The 23160-nt window shown below is 35.4% G+C and carries 8 protein-coding genes; 5 read left to right on the top strand and 3 right to left on the bottom strand.

The window, feature by feature from the left end:
- The first annotated feature begins 168 nt into the window (after window positions 1-168).
- Window positions 169-4023, top strand: coding sequence for a response regulator (locus tag Q0486_RS07670; RefSeq protein WP_299231764.1), 3855 nt, complete (start codon window positions 169-171; stop codon window positions 4021-4023).
- 140 nt (window positions 4024-4163) lie between these two features.
- On the opposite strand, the gene Q0486_RS07665 is transcribed toward Q0486_RS07670, so the two are convergent.
- The 3 genes from Q0486_RS07665 to Q0486_RS07655 all read right to left on the bottom strand — a co-directional run bounded on the left by Q0486_RS07665 (window position 4164) and on the right by Q0486_RS07655 (window position 11747).
- Window positions 4164-6524 carry a hypothetical protein gene (locus tag Q0486_RS07665; protein ID WP_299231762.1) on the bottom strand — a complete coding sequence of 787 codons (2361 nt, stop codon included), beginning with the start codon at window positions 6522-6524 and terminating at the stop codon, window positions 4164-4166.
- A 131-nt stretch (window positions 6525-6655) separates the two neighbouring features.
- Complete coding sequence (locus tag Q0486_RS07660; RefSeq protein ID WP_299231760.1) at window positions 6656-8443, bottom strand: RagB/SusD family nutrient uptake outer membrane protein; 1788 nt, start codon at window positions 8441-8443, stop codon at window positions 6656-6658.
- A 13-nt stretch (window positions 8444-8456) separates the two neighbouring features.
- Window positions 8457-11747: a SusC/RagA family TonB-linked outer membrane protein gene (locus tag Q0486_RS07655; RefSeq protein WP_299231758.1), complete on the bottom strand. Its 3291-nt coding sequence runs from the start codon at window positions 11745-11747 to the stop codon at window positions 8457-8459.
- Between the two features lie 596 nt (window positions 11748-12343).
- On the opposite strand from Q0486_RS07655, the gene Q0486_RS07650 reads away from it, so the two are divergent.
- From Q0486_RS07650 to Q0486_RS07635, 4 genes are all read left to right on the top strand, one after another.
- Window positions 12344-15145, top strand: a complete 2802-nt coding sequence (locus Q0486_RS07650) for an NPCBM/NEW2 domain-containing protein (RefSeq protein ID WP_299231756.1) — start codon at window positions 12344-12346, stop codon at window positions 15143-15145.
- A gap of 57 nt (window positions 15146-15202) precedes the next feature.
- A complete protein-coding gene (locus Q0486_RS07645; protein WP_299231754.1) occupies window positions 15203-17260 on the top strand; it encodes a glycoside hydrolase family 172 protein in 2058 nt (685 codons plus the stop codon).
- 849 nt (window positions 17261-18109) lie between these two features.
- On the top strand, window positions 18110-21337 hold the full coding sequence (locus tag Q0486_RS07640) for a TonB-dependent receptor (protein WP_299231752.1): 3228 nt from the start codon (window positions 18110-18112) through the stop codon (window positions 21335-21337).
- 15 nt (window positions 21338-21352) lie between these two features.
- Window positions 21353-23152, top strand: coding sequence for a RagB/SusD family nutrient uptake outer membrane protein (locus tag Q0486_RS07635; RefSeq protein ID WP_299231751.1), 1800 nt, complete (start codon window positions 21353-21355; stop codon window positions 23150-23152).
- Window positions 23153-23160 lie beyond the last annotated feature (8 nt).

Below are 23160 nucleotides of genomic sequence, written 5' to 3'. Positions count from 1 at the left end.
TCCCTTATTATGGATAAATGGGAATTTAATATCTGTAAAATTTCATTATTCTTCCAATATGTATTTATTTTCTTCCAAACATTAAATATATTTTATTGTAGATTTGCTCATAATTATTGAGATTATTACTTTTGACTTGAATATAGAATTGATGAATAAATGAAAACTATGAAAGTATTTTTGTTAACGTGTTTAATATCTATTTTACCATGTTTGCTATCAGGTAAAGATAGTGCTACATTTTTCCGTTGTTATTATGATGAGTTAAATCTTCCTCAGACTACAATATTAAATATAGACCAGGATTCGAGAGGGTATATATGGCTGGCTACAGGAAGAGGAGTATATAGGTTTGATGGAAATGAAGTAATAGCACTGTCGGAAATTCTTCCGGATTTTCGTGATATACTTGAAATATACACCCCATGGGTAATGGTTTATGATAAAGATAAATTATGGATTAGTAATGGATATATATATGATCTTAAGTCTGGGGATTTATACAGGAATCCTATATCTTATGAGCGAACATTTAATATGCCTTTAATTGATAGTCTTGGTAATCTTTGGTTTAACTACTATGACAGATTTGCTAGATATGATGTTAAAACAGAGAGAATGTCATTGCTTGAAGCGCCTGTAAGTATAGGATTCTCACAGTCTGATCATTATATCTGGGGAGTCATTGAAGATAAACAGCTTGTTCGAATGTCTATTGGTGAAGGAAATATAGCATATATAAAATATGATATACCTTCAACTATAAGTGATATAAATAATTTGTATGCTGTAAATGATAATACTATACTTGTAGGAACTAAATCAAAGGGATTGTGGATATATGATGTGAATTCGAATAGTTTTAGGCAGATCATTAAGGAAAATTACATTAGAGATATAATGTGTTATGATCCGTCAACTTTCTGGATTGGAACAGAAAATGGTATATATATTTATAATATTGATGAAGATAAGGTTTATCATTGGGAAAAGGATCCTCACGATATCTATGCAATTCAAGACCACGCAATATATTCTTTTTTCAAGGATAGGGAAGGAGGAGTATGGTGTGGAAGTTACTTTAGAGGTTTATCATACGTTCCAAACGTACAATGTAAATTTAATAGCTATAAGCCGAGTAAAAAATATCCAGGTTTGGAAGGAACAGTAATCCGTGAATTTTGTAAGGATAATGAAGGTAATCTGTGGATTGGAACAGAAGACTATGGTGTTAGTCGTTTTATTTATTCAGAAAACAGATTTGAGAATTATTCAAAAGGTAATGGCTTAAATAACAATAATATCCATGGACTATGTTGCGATGATGGTATTCTTTGGTGTGGAAGTTTTGACAATGGTATAGAACTGTTCGACATCAAGAAGAAGAAGGTAGTATATTCGTTTTCATCAGATGACAATAAGAGTAATCTTAAGTCTGATTTCGTATTTTCTATATTGAAAACAAATACAGGTGATATATGGATTGCAACTGATAAAGGTGTCCAGGTATATGAAAAGGAAAACAAACGTTTTAGTGATTTGTATGAAGAAATAAGACCTTGTAGTCAACTATATCAGGATAGCAGGAGTAATATATGGGCTGTATGTACAAATGAACTTGCATGCATATCTCCAGACAATAAATTGACTAAATATGCACTGAATACTGGCACAATACAGTCTGTAATGGAGACCACTAACCATGAAATATGGGTTGCAACATCCTTGGGTATATCTCGTCTTGATGAATCAAGAAATTGTTTTATTAACCATGTTATCTCAGAACAAAGTGTGTCAACTAATTTTGCATACCGTATTGTTGAAGACGGCCAAGGATATTTTTGGATATCTACAGCCTATGGGTTGGTTCGTTATCATCCTAAAACACATGCTTCGTATGTTTTTACAACTTTGGAGGGATTGCCTGAAAACAGGTTTAATGTCAGTTCCTCTTTTAAAGATGATAATGGTATAATTCATTTTGGGACAATAAATGGTTTTACATGTTTTGATCCCACATTGTTTCTCCCAAGTAATATAGTGCCAAAACCTCAATTGTCGAAACTTATGTGTATGGGAGTGAACATGGAACGCACCATATATAATGCCGATGAAGGTGTATATGATATTAATTATACGGAGAATACTTTGTCTTTTGATTTTAGTTCTCTTACATATACAGCTCCTGGGGCATTGCGCTATCGTTATCGTTTAGACCCGATTGACAGAGGCTGGCATGTACAGAATGGTAATGCAAGTTTTACATATCCCAGTCTCTTACCTGGAAAATATAAAGTACGTTTTCAGACAACAGATTATAATGGTGAGTGGGTAGATAATGAAATTTCATATAATATTGAAATTATCCCCCCTTTCTATCTTTCGTGGTGGGCTAAAACAATATATATGGTGGTTGCATTTGCAATTTTTATTTTCTCTCTTCATAAATGGCATGAACGTATTAATAGTAAACAGAAGGAACATATAAAGGAAATTAAAGATGCTACAGAAAAGGAAATATATAAAACCAAAATTAATTTCTTCACTACGATAGTTCATGAGATTCGTACTCCTCTAACACTGATAAAGGCTCCTTTGGACAAAGAACTTTCTTTGAATAGAAGTGAGAATCTTCTATTGGTTGAGAAAAATGTGGATCGTCTTCAAAATCTATGTACACAATTGCTGGATTTTCGTAAGATGGAATCGGAACAGTTGCAGTTGAATTTTGTGAAAACCAATTTGTCTGATTTATTAAAAGGTATTCTCTATAGATTTTCTGCTCAAATAAAAGAAAACAATTTGGATTGTGAAGACAATTTAGATAATATAGCTATTGAGGCTCCAATAGATAGAGAGGCTTTTACTAAGATAGTAAGTAATATGCTTAATAATGCTGTTAAGTATTCCAGCCATATAATTAAAATAGAGCTAGGTATTGATGGGGATAATTTCTATTTATCAGTACGTAATGACGGTGTTATAATAGATAAAAGTGATAGGGCAAAGGTTTTCAATATGTTTTATAGAACTGCTAACGCTGAAAGTAAGACTGGTACAGGTATTGGATTAGCTTTTTGCCGTTCGTTAGCCGAGATGCATAATGGTAGTTTGGAATTGATTGATGATATGGATTATACAAATTTTCGTTTGACATTGCCTTTAAAGCAACAAATGGTATTTTCTATCGAGTCAGTAACGGATGAAGAAGATAATGATTTGATTCTTGCAGAAACATCGGATGAATCTAAAGTAAATATTTTGGTAGTTGAAGATGAACCAGAATTACGTAACTTCCTAAAAAAAACATTGTCAGAAAAGTATAATGTATTTGTTGCCTCAAATGGTATTTCTGCAATGGGAATTATAGAGAAATATCCTGTATCGGTAGTAATAACTGATGTGATGATGCCAAGGATGGATGGGTGCGAGTTATGTAGGGTTATAAAGAACAGGATTGAACTGTGTGGTATACCGGTAGTAATGCTGACTGCAAAGAATACCGTGGAAGCAAGATTGGAAGGATATATGGCGGGCGCAGAGGAATATATTGAGAAACCTTTCTCTATGAGGTATTTGTTGGCAAGGATTGATCTTATTATTGATAAAAAACGTAAAGACGCAGAGAAACATTTTTCATCGCAGGTATCAGTTAAGATTGATGAACTTGTTAATAAGTCAGATAGCATGTTGGTTGATAAGTTCCAGAAACTGGTAGAAGAAAATATATCAAGTGATAAACTGAATATAACGTTCTTATGCGAACAATTGGGGATGAGTCAGACAACTTTCTTCAGAAAGATGAAAGCCTTATTGAATGTTTCTCCTAACGATTATATACGTATTGCCAGAATAGAACATGCAGCGACGGTGTTACTTAAAGTTGATAATGTTCGTATATCTGATGTAGCATATGAATTTGGTTTTTCTAGCCCTAGCTACTTCACACGCTGCTTTATTCAGCATTATGGAATGTCGCCGAAAGATTATATAGCTCAAAAGAAAACTTCAGATAATAATTGAGTATGAGTTATTACATGTAGTCATGTTAAAGTAAAAGCCATCTAATTCTTAATGCTTTGGAGTTGAGAATTAGTTGGCTTATTATATTTTGAAAATACAGACTTTTATATAAATTGTTTGGAAGTTACATCCTCCATGATTTATTCTACGTCATATAATTTTCTGTTTGAGTTGATTGCATCATCAAATTCTTCATTTTTTGAGACTCGCTCTATGTATCTTTTAAGTTGTTCTTTATGTTGTATACATGGTACGAGCTCATTTTCTATATCACCTCTAGGAGTTTCTTTCAAACGTTTTTGTCCAAGTTTTATAATCTGTAGAGCCTCATTATATTTACCCTTATCCTTCCTTACTCCATCCAATATAATACTTTGATCAGGACGGTCAAAGCTTACTTGTGCTTGTAATGATCGTTGGCAATCTCGCAAACTATACAAGTCTATTCCAGTAAGCTCTGCTAATCGCTGAATTTCGTTATCATATAAAGGACATCTTCCGGACAAAGTCTCAAAAAAGGCAGATTCATATACAGGATAATATACACCATTTAAATCCATCCATGTATAAATTATTTCTTTTTCTTTAGGAGTCAGTTTTACTCCTTTATGGCCATTGTCTATAATCTTTGTCAATTTGCTGGTATGGCTTCCCCAGGAGTATGCTTGCTGTATATCAGCTGGACCTCCACCTACAAGGCTGATAATTTTATTTACATATAAATTAGTATATGCAGTATTGAAAAAAGGAGTCATATCTCCAGCAAGGACAAGCTTTTTACGGTTTTCTAAGTCAAAGTCATGGCATTTAACACAATGTTTATCAAATATAGGTTGTACGTGCTCCATAAATGAAAACTTAAAAGGTTCCTTATCCATCCATTTTGATAGTTCGGCTGGTTTTTTATTTAGGGCGGTAGGACGCCTTGGGGATGGAGTTGGAATACTAAGTCTATCCTCATGGCATCCAATACAACCGTTTATCTCTCCTGGCATTAATGAAACCCCACTTCTCATTGACTGGATCATTTTCTTATCCTTATCCAACAGTTGAAAATATACATGTCTTTTAGCAGGAACATAAAAACTTACAGAACCGTCTTCTTCCACTGGAACTTCTCCCAATATTTGTTTGTTTTCAAAGCTGTGCCAATTCATACCTGGATATTGTGCTCCTTGACCACTCCAGGCACTTTTGCTCCATGTCCTTTTTTCTGGTGATTCAACAACACGCAACCATTTTACAGCTCCTTTTTTTACACCTTGCATGTGAGTTCCCACATATACATTTTCAACGTAAAACTGGCCAAAAGAATCTTTATAATTACGCATAAATGGTATAATGTTTGGCTTTGGTCTAGGTTGTATGATTTGAGGATCAAATAAACTCTCGTTCCCTTCAATCAATAACTCTTCTGTACCATCATATCCAACCAGATATATGCCCTGTTTTGAGTCAGCAATGAACCATCCTCCTGGTTTAAACCAAATAGTTCTTGATACCAAAAAGTTTTCTTTGTCAATTGGGAAAGGGTCCTCAAAGAAACGGTTTAGTTGTTTGAATGTGTCTAAATCTCCATTATCAACCCAATCTAAAGCTTCTTCGGGCCAAATACGTGTAACAGCATTGCGTCCATCTACACCTTTATTGTGGTCTATTATAGTCATTGCTCCCCATGGCCTTTCATGACAAGGGGCGAAAATGCAGACAACTAAGTCAGTTCCAGGAATCTGACGTCCATCTATAACTCCACCTGGACAAGCCGTATTATTGCCATAATAAATAGAATGTTTAGTTCCATCAGGATTAACAGTCCATAACCCTTGGGCATCTCCGAAATTTCTGTCCACATATTCCCATCGATCGTATAATATACGTCCATCATTAAGAATAGATGCATGACCCTCAAAAAGAGTATTTACACCAATTTGGGTAATATTAGAGCCATCACCGTTCATTCTAAATAGATTAGCCTGGATAATCAAATTGCACATACAATATTTGGGCTGACGTGTAGACGAAAATACGATACCACCATCAGGTAAATATGCCGGGTCAATATCTGAAACGTTTTCAGCCTTTGTCAATTGGATTAGTTCAGTTCCATCCAGATTCATCTCATATATATGATATGAGTCTTTTACATTCCTTCTCATTGAAAATAGAACTTTCTTGCCGTCATATGAGATTTCAGGATCCCGTATAACTCCATCAGTACATTCAAGTAAAGTATAAGATTTTCTTGTATCTACATCAAATACTCTCATTGCACTTCCACCACTAAAACTGTTTTCATTAAACTCACCAGCCATAAACAGTGTTTCCGTATTATGATGATCGCCTGGATATTGTTTACGCTCTATATACAATATTTTTTTGCCTGATAGGATTCCCTGTGCTTTCCAACTTAGGACTATCTGTTTCTGGGGTATTGAGGCATTTACTACTACAGGATATATTATAGTAAAAAGAAAAGTAAGATAATAAATGATACGATGCATAAGAACCTATTTTAAATGAAACATGGTATATATTGTTTTCATTGTGTAAAACAATAAATTCCCCTTATCCAATTATAATTTAGAATGAATAAGGGGAATCAACTATTAATGCTCTTGGTTATGAAAATATATTATTGACTGACCCAACCAGGATTCTGTTCCAGAGTTCCATTACTTAAAGCAATCTGACGTAATGGCAAAGGTCTTAGATAGTGTTTGGAAGAGAATTTTCTTGATGAAGCCGGTTCTAGAATGATAAAGCCATTCTCATCTACTGTATATACTCTGTTGCTGAAGTCTGTTTTTACTATTTTATCTTCTTTTTCATTATATACTTCGAATCCTCCAGGTGTACTGATAGGGGAATTAGTCCATAATATACCTTTCATATCTTGGTTCATTTCGGTTTCTCCTACAGCCCATCTTCTGATGTCGTCATATCTGAATCCTTCAGCCATGAGTTCGATAGTTCTTTCTCTACGTATTTCCGTACGCATATCCAGTCCATACTGCGAGCAGAAGTTATTTGTCAGATGTGGCATACCAACACGGTCACGTAATTTGTTTATTGACTTGTTAAGATCCTCGTCTGATATACTTCCATCTCTTTCGAATAAAGCTTCAGCATATATTAACATAACCTCTTCCAGACGAATCACCGGATAATCTATACCTACAGCTCCTTCTATTTCTGGAATGTATTTACCAAGCAGATATCCTGTACCACTTGTCCAAAAACCATCGTTCCATGCTCCGGTATTTACTAATTCTTCGTCTGTCCAGTCATAGTTTCTATGGTATGGAGAATGGTACCAGAATTGAGTAAATGGTTCAATCAGGTTACAAGACATTCTTGGATCTCTGTTTTGGAACTCGATATTGATGGCTTCTTTTGTTACTGGATCAATCTGGAAACCATGTCCTTTAAAATTAGTTTCAGGATGAGTTATAGGCAATCCTTTAGTATCCAGAAACATATCCATTAATTTTAGTGTAGGAGATAGATTCCCGTTTGTTACAGCTATATATCCTGTAGGGGAATCCAGCTTGTTATGTTTTCTTGTTAATATATAAGCATGATTTGATTCTTTCTTTATGCCGGCAGGATTTGATTTTTCATCACTTTCCAGTATAAACATGTAGAAGTAACTCATGTCTCCAAGAATTTCTCTTTCGTCAAAAAGATAATAGTTAGGATCTTCCAATACCTTGCTTGATTCCTCTATGGCAATATCGAACATTTCTTGTTCGCCTCCTAGTTCGTGGAATTTTCTCCAAGTACCTTCGAACAGTGCTACTCTTGCCTTAAATGCACGTACTGCAGTAATGGTTATACGTCCTTCCTGATCGGATGATGTAAGTGTTCCTACAGGAGCATTTATAGCTTTATCAAGGTTGTCAATAATAAAATTTACTATATCTTCTCTTGAAGCTCTTGGCTTGTACAAATCAGGGTCTGTTAATGTCAGGGTATGATCTATCAATGGAACACCACCGAAATAGCGCAATAGATTGTAGTAGTTCATTGCTAAAAAGAAGTGCGCTTCACCTTTATATACCTGAACACTATTTTTTAAGTCTCCTTCTTCCAATTTTGCTTCTTCTTCTAGTAAAACAAGACAGTTCCTTATATTTGAATAACATGTATTCCATGTTCCGTCATTTTGAGATTCAATATACGTACTGTTACTTACTGAGTTCGGTCCCCCAGCATAGTACAAATCTGTCATGTTATCGTTACTGTTTTCACCGAAATCAGGCAATTGTTGATATAACCCATTGGCGTAAAGCTGAAAATCTTTTTCAGTTTTAAAGTATACATCAGATGTTAATGAATCTTTAGGAAGTAGATTCAAGTCTGATTCGCATGCACTTAATGTTATAAGGCTAATTATGTAAAATAGTTTATATGGTTTCATGTTTGTTTATGTATTAAAATCCGACATTTAATCCAACAGAGAATGTTCTAGCATAAGGTGCTATGGCAGAGTTGTATGGCTGTTCAGGGCTATAGCTTTTAGGCATTTTATTTATAATATATCCAAGGTCTGTTGCATTGGCAAATATCTTGACTTTGCTGAGGTGAATCTTATCAACCCATGTTTGAGGTAGGGTATAAGATAGTTGTATGTTCTTTATAGCCAACCATGGTACATTGACAAAAGAGAATGGAGCTGTAGAAGGTGTAAAGTTATTACTGTTAACAGAATTGTCAAATGTAGCATCTGTTACATATAGTCTTGGAAACTCTACAGGGTTTTCAGGAGTCCATCCAGGGTCTGAGACAGCATGCTCTAACAACTGAATCCATGGAAGTCCGAAATTTACTCTGTCATTTTGTACTACGTTCCATTTGCCTACACCATTAAGTATTGCACTGAATTCAAATCCTTTATATCCTGCAGACAGATTTATATAGTATTGGTAGTGTTGTCTGGTGTCTCCAAGATATACCATATCACCTGATGAAGGTAGAGGCTTTCCGTTTTCGTCTGTCTGATACAATGTACTTTCAATAATTCCATCTCCATCAAGATCCTTAAATTTCACATCTCCAGGAGCAAGACGATTTGTTATTCCACCTTTAATCTGATCATAATAAGCATTTACTTCGTCCTGATTCTGCATTATTCCGTCATATACTAGACCAAACTGTGCTCCTAATGGATAACCTTCAACCCATGAACCGCTGTTTAAGCTAGGTATAACATTGTCAGGTAATTTAATGGCTTTAGTATTGGAGTCACTTAAACCCAATGAAACACTATAATTAAAGCCGTTTTTTAGCTGATCTCTCCATGTTACTCCCAAATCCCATCCTTTTACACGAATGTGGGCTCCGTTTATATTAGGAGCAGTTGTTCCAAGCAGACTAGGGTATTCTTGTGTATAGAATGCATTGTTTGTATTTGTAATATAATAGTTGTATACAATGTTTAGTCTGTCTTTAAACAAGTTCATATCAAGACCGATATTCATTTTCTTTGAAATCTGCCATGTTCTCGTATTGGAAGGAAATCCTGATAATGTAGCTATCTGCTGTTTTGTTACTGAAGATGGAGTTCCAAATAATATGTTAGAAGTAGATATGCCTATACCTTGTACAAAGTCATAATTTCCTAATCCGGCTTGATTTCCAAGTTCTCCATAGTTGAAGCGTATTTTCAAATAATTCAGATAATCATTTATTCCAAGTTTCTTTATAAAGTTCTCGTTTGTTACGGTATATGCAGCACCGGCCCCAAAGAAGTTGCTCCACTGGTATCCTTTAGCAAATCTTGAACTGCCATCACGTCTGAAATAACCTTCTACAGTATACTTGTCTTTATATGTATACCCAGCATTAGCAAGTATACCTTGTAATGTGTTTTCTGTTTGTGTATCGGACGCCAGATTCTTTAAGGGATTTCCGAAGTTAAGGGTATATAAAGTAGAGTTGGCCAGGTCACGTGCTTGTGCTACGGCATGATCATATTGGAATTCCTCATGTGTGAATGCTGCAAAAGCACGTATAGCGTGGTCTCTCATGAACGTTTTTCTATAATCAGCAGAAAATGTAAGATTTAGAGATTGGTCAAAATTGTTACCGTAATATGAGTATGTATCTGCATCTCTGTTCGTCATTGAAGGGAAAGCATAACTTTCATCCCAATAATAAGAATCATACCATTTCTGCAATGCACGCGCTTTAATTCCGTCATAACTTTTCATACCGACAGCACGAATTTTTAGATTCTCAATCGGAGTAATATCCGCATAAAATTGTGCAGATAACATATATCTTTGCTGACGGTTTTCTCCTCTTTCTTTTGCGTGTGCTATAGGATTCGGCATACTTCCCCATACACAGTATCTACCCTCTGGCGTGTATGGAACATCCCAAGTTGGTCTGTTTGCAATGGCTGATTCCAAGCCACCTATATCAATTGGTTCTACCAGATTCTGGTAGCGTATATTTATGTTCGTACCTACTGAAATCCATTTGTTAAAGTGATAATCCAATTTTAGACGAGCAAATGCAGTCTTGTTTGAATTGTTTCCATAATTGAGCATAGAACCCTCATCAATAAAACCAATTGATGTATAGTATGATGCTTTATCTGTAGAACCAGAGGCTGATACATCGTAATTATGTGTAATACCGGTTCCATACATTATGTCAAACCAATCATAGTCAGAAAATACTAGGAATGGTGTGTCAGGGAACGGTGCTGTTCCGGATACTACATGTTTGTAGTCATTATTCTTTATATCATTGTATGTTAAATTATTATCTTTGATATAGTTTATAACATTTTTGTATCCTAGTACATTGTCTATACCGCTCATGCTCCAAGCTTTATCCATCAATAGATATGTATCAATAACATTGGCTTTTTCAGTATGTATAGATGGAGTTTTGAATGAGGCAGTATATGATGCTTCTACTTTATTCTTTTTTCCTGACTTGGTTGTGATGACAATTACTCCTGATGAAGCTCTTGAACCATAAACAACGGCTTCACCATCTTTCAGAACATTTATGCTTTCAATATCATTTGGATTGATACTATTGATAGCATCTATTGAGCCCAATGGTTGAGGAATTCCGTCAATAACAACTAGTATATCTCCACCTGTACGTGTCGAAACACCTTGTATCTCAATACCCACACTTCCTCCTCCAACTCTTCCTGGATTACTGCGACTGACGATAAGGCCTGGTGAAACACCCTGAAGCAGGTCGGTTCCTCTGGCAGCAGGTCTGTTTTCAAGGTATTTTGAGTCAATTGTAGCTACAGAACCAGTAAGGTTTTTTCTTTCCTTTGATTGATATCCAACAACAACAACTTCTTCAAGAAGTTTGGTGTCTTCCATCATTGTTATGGAAATATTGTTTTGTCTATTATTCACTTTTAATGTCTGAGACAAATATCCGATGTATGAGAATTCCAGAACAGAGTTATCAGATACGCTAATTTCAAAATTTCCATCAAAGTCCGTCACTGTACCATTATTGGTGTTTTTGATGATAACATTTACTCCAATTAGTGGCTCTCCATTTTTGTCTGTTACTTTTCCCTTTACCGTTTTGTTTTCTTGTTGTAAAACGAAAGACGATGTAGGTGAAGAATTAATGTTTGTAGCATTATTATTTCCAAATAAAAATGTATTTGAAAATAATAATATAGATGTAAAAGCCATATGTGGTTTTACATCCAAATTCTTGAGTACATTTTTCATAAATAAATTTTTATATTAATAATGGTTTTATGTAGCCTATATGGAATTTTATTATTATTATAGTGTAATTTGTCCTATATGTGGTTTTTCATTTGCAAATGTAATATTTGTCATAAGGAGTCATTGTAATAATATTTTCAATTAATTTCAATATCTTTTCATGTATAGTAGCTTGGACTCTTTTTTATTTTATGATTTTCTTTTTTTAGAATATGTAAAGTGGAAGGATTTTATTGTTATTACTTATGGTATTTACTTCTTAAATGTCTGCATAGTGTATTTTACTATTTATAGAATGGTTGTATATTGAAATTATTTGGTGCTTTTGTGCTATTGGAAAATGGAATGTTTTATTTTATTTGTATTCACTTGTTATTATAATATGAATATCATTTTATAATGTATTGTATGTTGTTAATAATTTGGGAATAATACTTAATTGTGATTATAAATTTTGATATCGTGTTTATCAAGTTTGTAATTAAAAAATGTTATGTAGATAGAGTGGATTATTTGTTTATAGGTGTATAATAGCTTCCAGACTCTTTCAGTTCATTATTGCATAATAAAAAAATAATTAATTAATATCTGTTAATATGAATCTGTCGAAACGATTTTTTTTTCTATTATCATTGTATTACTCTATTGGAGTTAATGCCCAGCAGAAACTTTCGGGACTTGACCTTTCCCGCTCTTCACAAACTTATGGAACCACTGTTGTAGGTCTGTCTGTGACAGGGGAGGAGGCTTTTGTAGCCGGGGAGAAATGTACAGATCCTGTTGGAGTTCATTCCGAAAGTGTTATAAAGGTTAACATGAAAGGTTTTGGAAAGAATATAACTGGCCGTATAGGTGTTGCCGACTCAAAACTTGACTATACATCGGCAGACATATCCTCTTCACCACAACCGGACGGAACACGTGTCTTCTATAGAAAGGTAGGAGACAGGAAGTACTTTGCAGGGGTTGAAGATGCTGACAGAACATTTAAGAAAGGAACAGTAGTTTTCAGGATTTTAGGTGACGGCAAGGAACTGTATTCACGTAAAATGAGTTCGGGCGAGAAAATGGAAGCGTTTGATGTAAACATATCAAAGGTCAAGAAGCTTGAACTGAAGGTTGATGATGGAGGAGACGGTTGTAGCGGTGACTTTGCTGTGTGGTCTGACGTAAATATTGATTATGACAACTTCCAAGCTCCAGCAATCAGTACAGAATCTACCACTGAAGGCGAAGGGGTTTCTAAAGAAGACTGGGACAGAATGTCTTCCAAAATAAGCAAGCTTCCTGTTTCTGATTATCCTTCTATGGAGCGCAGTGATATAGACTGGCTGGTGTCTCCGGATAGTTACAAGGCTGAAGTAATGGCAGGAGCTGATGGCAAATCTATTGTAATTACCAATGGACTGACATCCAGAGTCTTCAGAATTACGCCTAATCTTGCTACAGTTGACATTGTAAATCATATGTCAGGTGAGAATATGCTCAGGGCAGTCAGCAGCGAGGGAGAACTTACTATTAACGGAGAAAAATGGTCTCTTGGTGGTTTGGAAGGACAGCCTGAACGCGGATATCTCAAGCTTGAATGGATAGATGAAATGACTGTTGCAGACCGTTCTTTCATTGTTGAGGATTTTGAGATTTCAGATTCCATACATTCTTTGGCCTGGGCCAGAAGCCGTTGGGCACTGAACAAGGAACTTCCTACCGGTAAATCCCTTACATTTACCATGCGTGGAACAGGAGATGTTTCAAATCTTAAAGTAAAGCTTCATTTTGACATCTATGACCATGTGCCTGTAATAAGAAAACACATGGAGATTTTTAATGAAAGTGATGAACCTATAAATCTGGATTCCTTCAAGCTTGAACACTTGTTCTTTGCAGAACCGGAATCTACAGAGGGAGATATGTCCAGACGCTATCTTCCTAATATCCATATAGAGAGTGACTACACTATGGGAGGTACTTTCTGGGAATATACAGGTGATAGGACTGAACATTGGACTACCGACAAGGAGTATACTTCACAGTGTAACTACGGACTGAACACTTTGTGTACATTGGATGTATATAATGAAATTGGTCCTGATGTGGAGATAACAAAGGATGCTCCTTTCTCTTCATATAAGGTATACGAGATGCCTATTGATACATACGACCGTGAACGCAAAGGTCTTTTCCTACGCAGGTTCTATCGTACTATAGCTCCATGGACAACAGAGAATCCTATTTTCATGCATCTTACCACAATAGATGAGAAAATAGTGAAACGTGCTGTAGACCAGTGTGTTGAAACCGGATATGAAATGATTATTCTTTCATTCGGTTCTGGAATGAATGCAGAAACAACAGACGAGAAACATATTGCCTATATAAAATCTCTTGTTGACTATGCAAAGAGCAGGGGAATCGAGATGGGCGGTTATTCTCTTCTTGCCAGCAGATGGATTAGTGATGAAGTGGATGTGATAAATCCAGCTACAGGAAAACGTGGAGGTGCTACATTCGGTTCTTCACCATGTCTGTGTAGCCAGTGGGGAGTAGATTATCTGGCAAAGATCAGGAATTTCTACGAGAAGACAGGACTTACGCTCTTTGAGCATGACGGTTCTTATCCAGGTGATGTGTGTGCTTCTACCAAACACGCTTACCATAAAGGCCTTAATGATTCACAATGGAAGCAGTTTGAAAGAATCCGTGATCTGTATCACTGGTGTCTTGCTAAAGGCATTTCCCTGAATGTTCCTGATTTCTATTTCCTAAACGGCTCTACCAAGACAAGTATAGGGTACCGTGAGGTTAACTGGTCATTGCCTAGAGACCGTCAGCTGATACACAGCCGTCAGGTAAACTACTCAAATACATACGACCGTATGGCATCTTCATGCTGGTCATTCGTTCCGTTGGTGGAATATCACGGAGGTGGAGCAGCTGCAACACTCGAACCGTTGAACGAACATCTTGAAACATATTATCAGATAATGATGGGCAATTACGGTGCCGGAATTCAGGCATGCTATCGCGGACCAAGACTTTATGATACGGACGAGACTAAGGCTTGTGTACAGAAGGTTATATCGTGGTATAAGCGCTATAGGGAAATCCTGAACAGCGATATGATTCATTTGCGTAAACCTGACGGAAAGGATTGGGACGGATTTGTCCACGTAAATCCTGAACTCGATGAAAAGGGTCTTGCCATGTTCTTCAATCCAACAGGAAGTGATATTGAAAGGAAAATAAAGCTTCCTATGTATTATACAGGTTTGGATGATAAGACTAAGATAAGCGTTGAGGGAGGAAAATCCAAGACTTACCGAATCAACCGTGACTATACAGTAGATGTAACAGTGAAGATTCCTGCCAATGGACATACATGGCTTGTGATAGAATAATGTGATATATAGCAAGATTCTGGAATCTTAATTTAATGGAAAACCAGTAAAAACGATATGAAAATAAATAATAAAATTTTAGCACCAACAATATTGTCTGCAATGCTTTCTGTTTCCGGTTATTCCCAGGAAATAACAATGCAGGATTTCTTAAGAGAGATGGTTGACAGAGAAAGAATTGCCGAGTATCCTGAAAACCTGCAGTATAGAACCTTGCAGGCTAGCAGTTACAACAGAGCTTCAGTTTCTCCTGATCAGCCAGGATGGTTTGCCGATTCAGATGGAGTTTTCTGTATCAGAACAGAGAAAAATAAAAAAGGCGAGACAGAATGGGTCCTGATGGAAGATGATGGCCCAGGAGTGATAACCAAGATGTGGGCTGTATGTTTCTATTATGGTTTGGACAATACTACAGGAGCCAATGTAAAGATTTATCTCGATGGTAAGGATGAACCGGAAATCTGCTGTAATTTCTTCGAACTTGTTCAAGGTAAAGCCTTCATAAAATCACCACTGGCAGCCGAAACAAGAAGAGCTGGAAACTGTTATCTGCCTATTCCTTATGAAAAAGGATGCAAGATAACAATGGACAAGAAAGTCTTCTATAACATAATAAATTACAGAAGTTATCCTAAAGGGACTAAAATCAAATCTTTCAGTATGGATGACTTCTATAATTCAACTGAATTGATTGATAGTGTCAATAATGTACTGGCCAGAGGATGTGTCCTTGACGATGTGAAAAAACTGGAATTTCATAAAACTTTGTCTCAAAGCAAGATGTTGGGTTCTGGTGATGAAATGAAATTGTCACTTGACAAGTCATTTAAAGGCAGCAAATCAGGTGCGGTTCGTTTCCTTACTGTGAAGATTAAAGCCGAAAATGAAGAACAGGCATTACGCTCAACAATTCTTAAAGCAAAGTTCGACGGAGAACAGACAATTTGGTCGCCTGTAGGAGACTTTTTCAATATAGGTGTTGGAATGAAGCATTACAAGATGTGGGAACGTGCTGTTGAACCTGATGGAACCATGGTATGCCGTTGGGTAATGCCATATAGGAACAATGCTGAACTATGCTTTGAAAATTTGGGTAGCCAGAAGGTGAATGTTGAGGCTTCTGTAACTTATGGACCTTATAATTGGACAGACAATTCAATGTATTTCCATTCTACATGGCGAATGGATGATCCAACCCCAGGTTTCCCGTTGTTTGATTATAACCTGGTGAATGTAAAAGGTACAGGTATATACGTTGGCGACCAGTTCACAGTTCTTAATCCTGAACAGGGATGGTGGGGAGAAGGTGATGAAAAGGTATATGTAGACGATGATACTTTCCCATCTCATTTCGGTACTGGAACAGAAGACTATTATGGATGGGCCGGCGGTGTTGTTCCTAATCCGGTAGATGAGTTTGATGAACCTTTCCTTTCAAATGTCAGGGTTGCATCACCAAATTCCATGGGATATAACACATGTACAAGAACACGTGTGCTTGATGCTATTCCGTTTAACAGGCAGATTGACTTTAATATAGAATCTTCAGGTTCTAACCGTACAAGCTGGTTCCATCTTCAATACGCAGTAAATACATATTGGTATGCCAAACCTGGTGCAGTTTCAAACCGTGCTCCATTGCCTGAAATGGCTTCCAGAAAGATTATGACTTTGGAAGAGCTGCGTGCTTTCAATGATGAATGTAAGAGCAACAAGTATGTTTATCCGGGAGCCATTGAAGCAGAGAATATAGAAACCTATGTTTATGCTGATGGCGTAACAGCAGAGAATAAAGTAAATGTATGGGGAGAATTAAGCAATGGTGATGCAAAAGGTTTCTCTTTCTCTGAAAAAGGCCAGACTGTTAGTGTCAGACTTACAGAGCTTTTTGATAAGACTAACTTAAAGATATGTTTTATTACTGATAGCCAGAGTGGAGAATTTGATGTCTTTCTGAACGGAAAATTTGTTAAGACTGTCAATCTTTCGGCAGAACATTCAGCAGTCTCTACTATAGAATTCGGAGAATTTGAGCCAGTGGAGAATGCCGTTGAAATAAAGTTTGTTAGCAAGAGAGCTGGAAAGCTTGGCATAGATTATTATCTCAATAAATAGTAATATTTTATCTTTGTTTATCTAAGGATGTGATTACTCTTTAATTGGCATGTCTTCAATTAAGAAGGAGTTCGGTATTCTTTACCGGATTCTTTCTTTTTTAATCTAATATTAGTTTTCAATATATATAACTTTAGATCTTTACAAATGTTTTTTAATATTCAATTTTACGGTATAATGTAATTTTGATTTCATGATGTCAAAGAATTTATCTATAATAGTGTATAAAAGTATAAAAAATACTTTATGTTTAATAGAGTTGGTTTTGATTATTTTTTGAGTATTTTTATTCTGAAATATAACTCTGTTTTTTATTTAGGTAGTAAATTATTACTGTATTGATAACTGCTTTTTGTTTAAATATGCTTACATCTTTTAAATAAAAAATACTCGTTTATATAATCATGTGCTGGATTCTGAGGTATTTATGTCTGTAATTTTTATTTTTAAGTTTGACTATTCTCATCTTTCTTGTTTAAGTGCTTATTATTATATCCTAAATTACAGTTTGTTCATATTTCTAGTTTTTTAGTAATATAATGAATATAGAAAATTAAATAACAAATGAGGTTTAGTACTATTTGTTTTTTTATTTTCTATATTAATCTGATTACTTATAATTTTTTTATAAAGATATCTCTACTTTGATTTTACGTATTGATTCATCGAAGAAATAGTATTATTCTACCATTATATATTTAAATTCTCTTATTTTAAAAGATAGTTGATTTTTTATGTAAAATAGGTAGAATAGTATTATTGAATAATTTGACAAAAGTATTCCTTTGCTGTAAAGAAGCTTTTAAACTTCTTCTCAAATTTTAGTTAACCATTATTTAATGTTTTTTTATGGAAGAATACAAAAGAAAATTGGACAGATTCAGCCATTCTTTTATAAATGGTTGTTTGTCTGTAATGGCTTTGGGCGCTATGCCCACAAGCATTTTTTCTTCTTCTCTTGTTGCTTCTGTTTACGAGATACAACAGGAGAACCGAAGTATTAAGGGGGCTGTTATTGACCAAAATGGACAACCTTTAGTTGGTGTTACTATTAAAGTATTAGGCTCTAATACTGGAGTCGTAACAGATATGGATGGCAATTTTTATATTGATGCTAAGAAAAATGACCAGTTGGAGTTTTCTTATATTGGTATGAAAAGCCAAACTATTAAAGTTGGTACACAGCGTGTCATCAATGTTACTATGTATGAAGATAGTGAGATGCTTGGTGAAGTTATGGTGGTTGCTTATGGATCTCAAAAAAAGGAAACATTAACTGGAGCCATATCTTCTATCAAGACTGATGATTTGCTTCGTTCTCCTAATTCAAGTGTTGCAAATGCTTTGGCAGGACAAATATCAGGTTTGTCATCTGTTGCAACATCTGGTCAGCCTGGTAAAGAGGATCCTTCTATTTTTATTCGTGGTGTCGGTTCTTTATCTGAGGGTGCATCTAAGCCTCTAATCTTGGTTGATGGTGTTGAGCGATCTTTCTTTCAAATGGATCCTAATGAAATAGAAAGTGTTACTGTGTTAAAAGATGCATCTGCAACTGCTGTATTTGGGGTACGTGGAGCGAACGGAGTTATTCTCGTGACCACACGCCGTGGAGAAGAAGGTAAAGCCAAGATATCTGTGACATCTTCTGTTGGTATACAACAACCTACACGAATGCTGGAAATGGCTGATAGCTATACCTATGCAACATTGTTTAATGAAATGAATGATAACGATAAATTGTCTAAACATACGTTTGATGATTATACAGTAGAACGTTTTCGCTTAGGGGATGAGCCTATTATGTATCCTAATACTAATTGGAGAGAATACTTGATGAAGAATTCTTCAGTTCAAACACAGCATAATCTTAACATATCAGGTGGAACAGAAAATGTTCGTTACTTCATATCTGCAGGTTTTTTATATCAGGATGGTTTAATGAAACAATTTAAAGAATTGGATTATAACAATAATTATAATTATACTCGTTATAATTATCGTAGTAATCTTGACGTTGATTTAACATCTTCTACTTTATTAAAAGTTGGAATAGGTGGTATTGTTGGCTTAACTCATTCTCCCAATGCAACTAATAATGTTTATGATTTATTTCATATACTGGATATGTCCCAACCTTTTGTAAGTCCGGGAATTGTTGATGGTCGTTTGGTGAGAACAGACAGGTCTAAATACCCTGGTATCGTGATGGATGATACAAGTAGCGGATTACAGAGATATTATGGTAGGGGCTATAATAATAGTACGAGTAATACAATGAATATGGACCTGTCTTTAACTCAAAATCTTGATTTTATTACCAAAGGATTGTCTGTAGAAGTTAAAGGTGCTTATAATACATCTTTTACGAAAGTGGTAAGTAGAACAGGTAATGTTGAAGCTTTGGTTCCATATTATAAATCTTCTATTGATGATCCTACAATGTCTATGGACAATCCTGCATTTGATAAGACAATTGTTTATAGAATTGATCCTGGAACTACGAATCAACGTTTACAGTATGGCGAGGATAATTCACAGCGTGCACGTGATTGGTATTTTGAAGCTAGTATACGATATAATCGTGATTTTAATGGTCATAATGTTGGGGGGTTGCTGCTATATAATCAAAATAAGAAATACTATCCTAGTTCATGGACTTCAGTTCCTACGGCTTATGTCGGATTTGTAGGTCGAGTCACTTATGATTATAAGTCAAAGTATCTCGCTGAATTTAATTTTGGTTACAACGGTTCTGAGAATTTTGCACCAGGAAAACGTTTTGGAGCATTTCCTGCAGGATCTATTGGTTATGTAATTACAGAAGAGAATTTTATGAAGAATCAGCATGTCATAGATTTCCTGAAATTAAGAGCCTCTGTTGGACTTGTAGGTAATGATAATATGAGTGGTAATCGTTTTCTATATTTACCAGATGCATATAGTGTGAATTTATCAGGAGAATATGGTGAATGGCGCGATTTGTTGTATGGATATAACTTTGGTGTCAATAATCCTAATGCTATATTGGGAGCTATTGAAAGCCGTATTGGTAATCCTGATGTAACATGGGAGAAAGCTTTGAAGAGGAATTATGGAATTGATATAAATTTTCTAAGTAATCGTCTTAGAATCAGTGCTGATGTCTTTTTTGAAAACAGAAAAGATATATTAATAAAGCGTAGTACTATACCTGCTTTTTCCAGCTTGACTTCATCGTTGTTACCTGTTGTTAATTTAGGTAAGGTAAATAATAAAGGGTATGAGGTGGAACTAAAATGGAATGACCATATTAATGATTTCGATTATTGGTTAACAACAAATGTTACCTATTCAAAAAATAAGATTATCGAACAAGATGAGGTTGAGCCTAATGAGCCTTATATGAGGAGTACGGGTAAGCCTGTAGGAACAATTTTCGGTTATGTTTTTGATCGCTTTTATAATGATGATGATTTTGAAGCCGATGGAGTATTAAAGGATGGATATGCAGATCCTGGAACTGTAGTTTATCCTGGAGACTGTAAATACGTTGATTTGAATAATGATGGAGTTATTGATTCAGATGATGTTACAGATATAGGATATTCAACTCGTCCAGCTTATACTTATGGATTAAATTATGGTTTTAATTACAAGGGTTGGAGTTTTACAATGAATTGGACCGGTGCGGCACAACGTTCTTTGCTGCTTAGTGATAACTTCAGAAAACCTTTTAATGGTGGTTCATCAGGCTTGTTGATGTTTCATGTTGATAATCGTTGGACTCCTGAAACAGCAGAAACTGCAACAATACCTCGATTTACTTCCAATAATTTGAACCATAATACTTTGACATCCTCTCTTTGGGTGAAAGATGGTTCGTACTTTAAATTGAAAACAGTAGAATTAGGTTATACTTTTACAAAAGGAGCTTTATTAAGAAAATTAGGGATCTCTCAAATGGGATTAACTTTAAGTGCTTATAATCTTCTGACTTTTGATAAGTTTGGTATTATGGACCCTGAATGTAATCCTAATGGAAGTAATACATATCCTATAACAAAAATCTATAATTTAGGACTAAATATAACATTCTGATAAAAATGTATGATTATGAATAAATATTTTCTTTTAAGTGTTTTGTCGTCTATATCATTTTTGTGGACAGCTTGTGAAGATTTTAAATTCGGTAATGATTTTCTGGATAAACCTTTAACAACAGACCTCACTATTGATACAGTCTTTAATCATAAAAAATATGCAGATCAAATATTGGCACAGGCTTATCACTCTTTGCCAGATTTTCTTCCAAAGAGTGGAAGACTTGCATGGTCTATGTTGGATGTATTGACTGATATAGGTGACTGTGTTGGATCAGGTGGGGCTGATAGAACTTATTATGCTGGTCAAGTTACTGCATCAACGGAAGTTGGTTTGATGCCATACCGTTTGACGGATGATGCTCTTCAAATAGATTCACCAACATCAGGTATTCGCGTATGTTACATTTATTTGGAAAATGTAGACCGTGTACCCGATATGACGGAAGATGAAAAAGCTATACGAAAAGCGGAAGTAAAGTTGATTATAGCTTATCATTACATGGATATGTTGCGTTACTATGGCGGTATGCCTTGGATAGATAAAGCTTATAAACCTAGTGACGAGCTGAAGTTTACACGTATGACGGTAGAAGAGCATGTTAATAAAATTGTTGAACTTTGCGATGAAGCTGCTAGAATATTGCCTTGGTCTGTAAGTTCAGATGAAGAGGGACACATGACTGCTGCCTCTGCGTTAGGACTGAAAAATAGGGTATTACAATTTGCTGCTAGCCCATTGTTTAATTCTGAACAGCCATTTTTAGATGGTGAGGCTTCCGAACTTCGTTATACATGGTATGGAAATAAAGATATTAATCGTTGGCAAAGGGCGCTCGATTCAGGGTTGGAATTCTTGGATAAAAACCAGCAAAATGGAGATTATTATAAATTAGTAGATACAGGAAATCCTAGAGAAGATTATTTAGCTGGATATTATGAACGTGGTCATAGTGAAGTTTTACTTCCAACACATCGTTTTACTACAATTCGATTTGCTTGGTATTATTCTCTTTATGTATTACAATGGGGGTGGACATGTCCTTCAGCTGTTTATGCAGATATGTTTGAGATGAAAGATGGAACACCATTTGATTGGAATAATCCTGAACATGCAGCCAATCCGTTTTTTGATGAAAACGGAGAAATGGTCAGAGATCCTCGAATGTATGAAACATTAATGGTTAATGGAGATAAATTTAGAGGAAGGACTGTGGAAATTTATCAAGGAGGACGTGAAACATGGGACGGAACAAGCACTACTATTGGTGCTTTGAGTTATAACGGATATGGAATGCGTAAATTTTTGTTGGATATGGATACGGAATTATATGGAAAGTTTTACCAGTGTCCTCAAATTCGTATCTCTGAAATTTATTTAGATATTGCTGAAGCTATGAATGAATTAGGTATAGCCAATCAAAAAGATCGTTTTGGGCGTGATGCTTATGATTATATTGATTTGGTTAGAAATCGTGTTGATATGCCTGATTTAGATAGGGCAAAATATCCTGAAGGAGAGGCTCTTCGTAATGCAATTTTGCATGAAAGGGCTGTAGAATTTGGATATGAAGAAGTTAGATATTTTGATATAGTTCGTTGGAAAAGAGTTGATTTGCTTCGTACTGAACAATATCGTTTAAAAGCTTATAAGAAAGAAGATGGAACTATGGAATATCGTAAAGATACTGACATGAAATATCCAAATAGAATGTGGGTTGAACGTTGGACTGATCGTTTTTATCTTCTTCCTATTCCTGTGTCAGAGATTAATAAAAAATATGGTTTAGTTCAAAATCCAGGATGGGAATAATGTTTTTA

The sequence above is a fragment of the uncultured Bacteroides sp. genome (assembly GCF_937912035.1).
Classification (GTDB): domain Bacteria; phylum Bacteroidota; class Bacteroidia; order Bacteroidales; family Bacteroidaceae; genus Phocaeicola.
The sequence above is the reverse complement of the archived record's forward strand: the minus strand, read 5'-3'. Positions and strand labels throughout refer to the sequence as shown.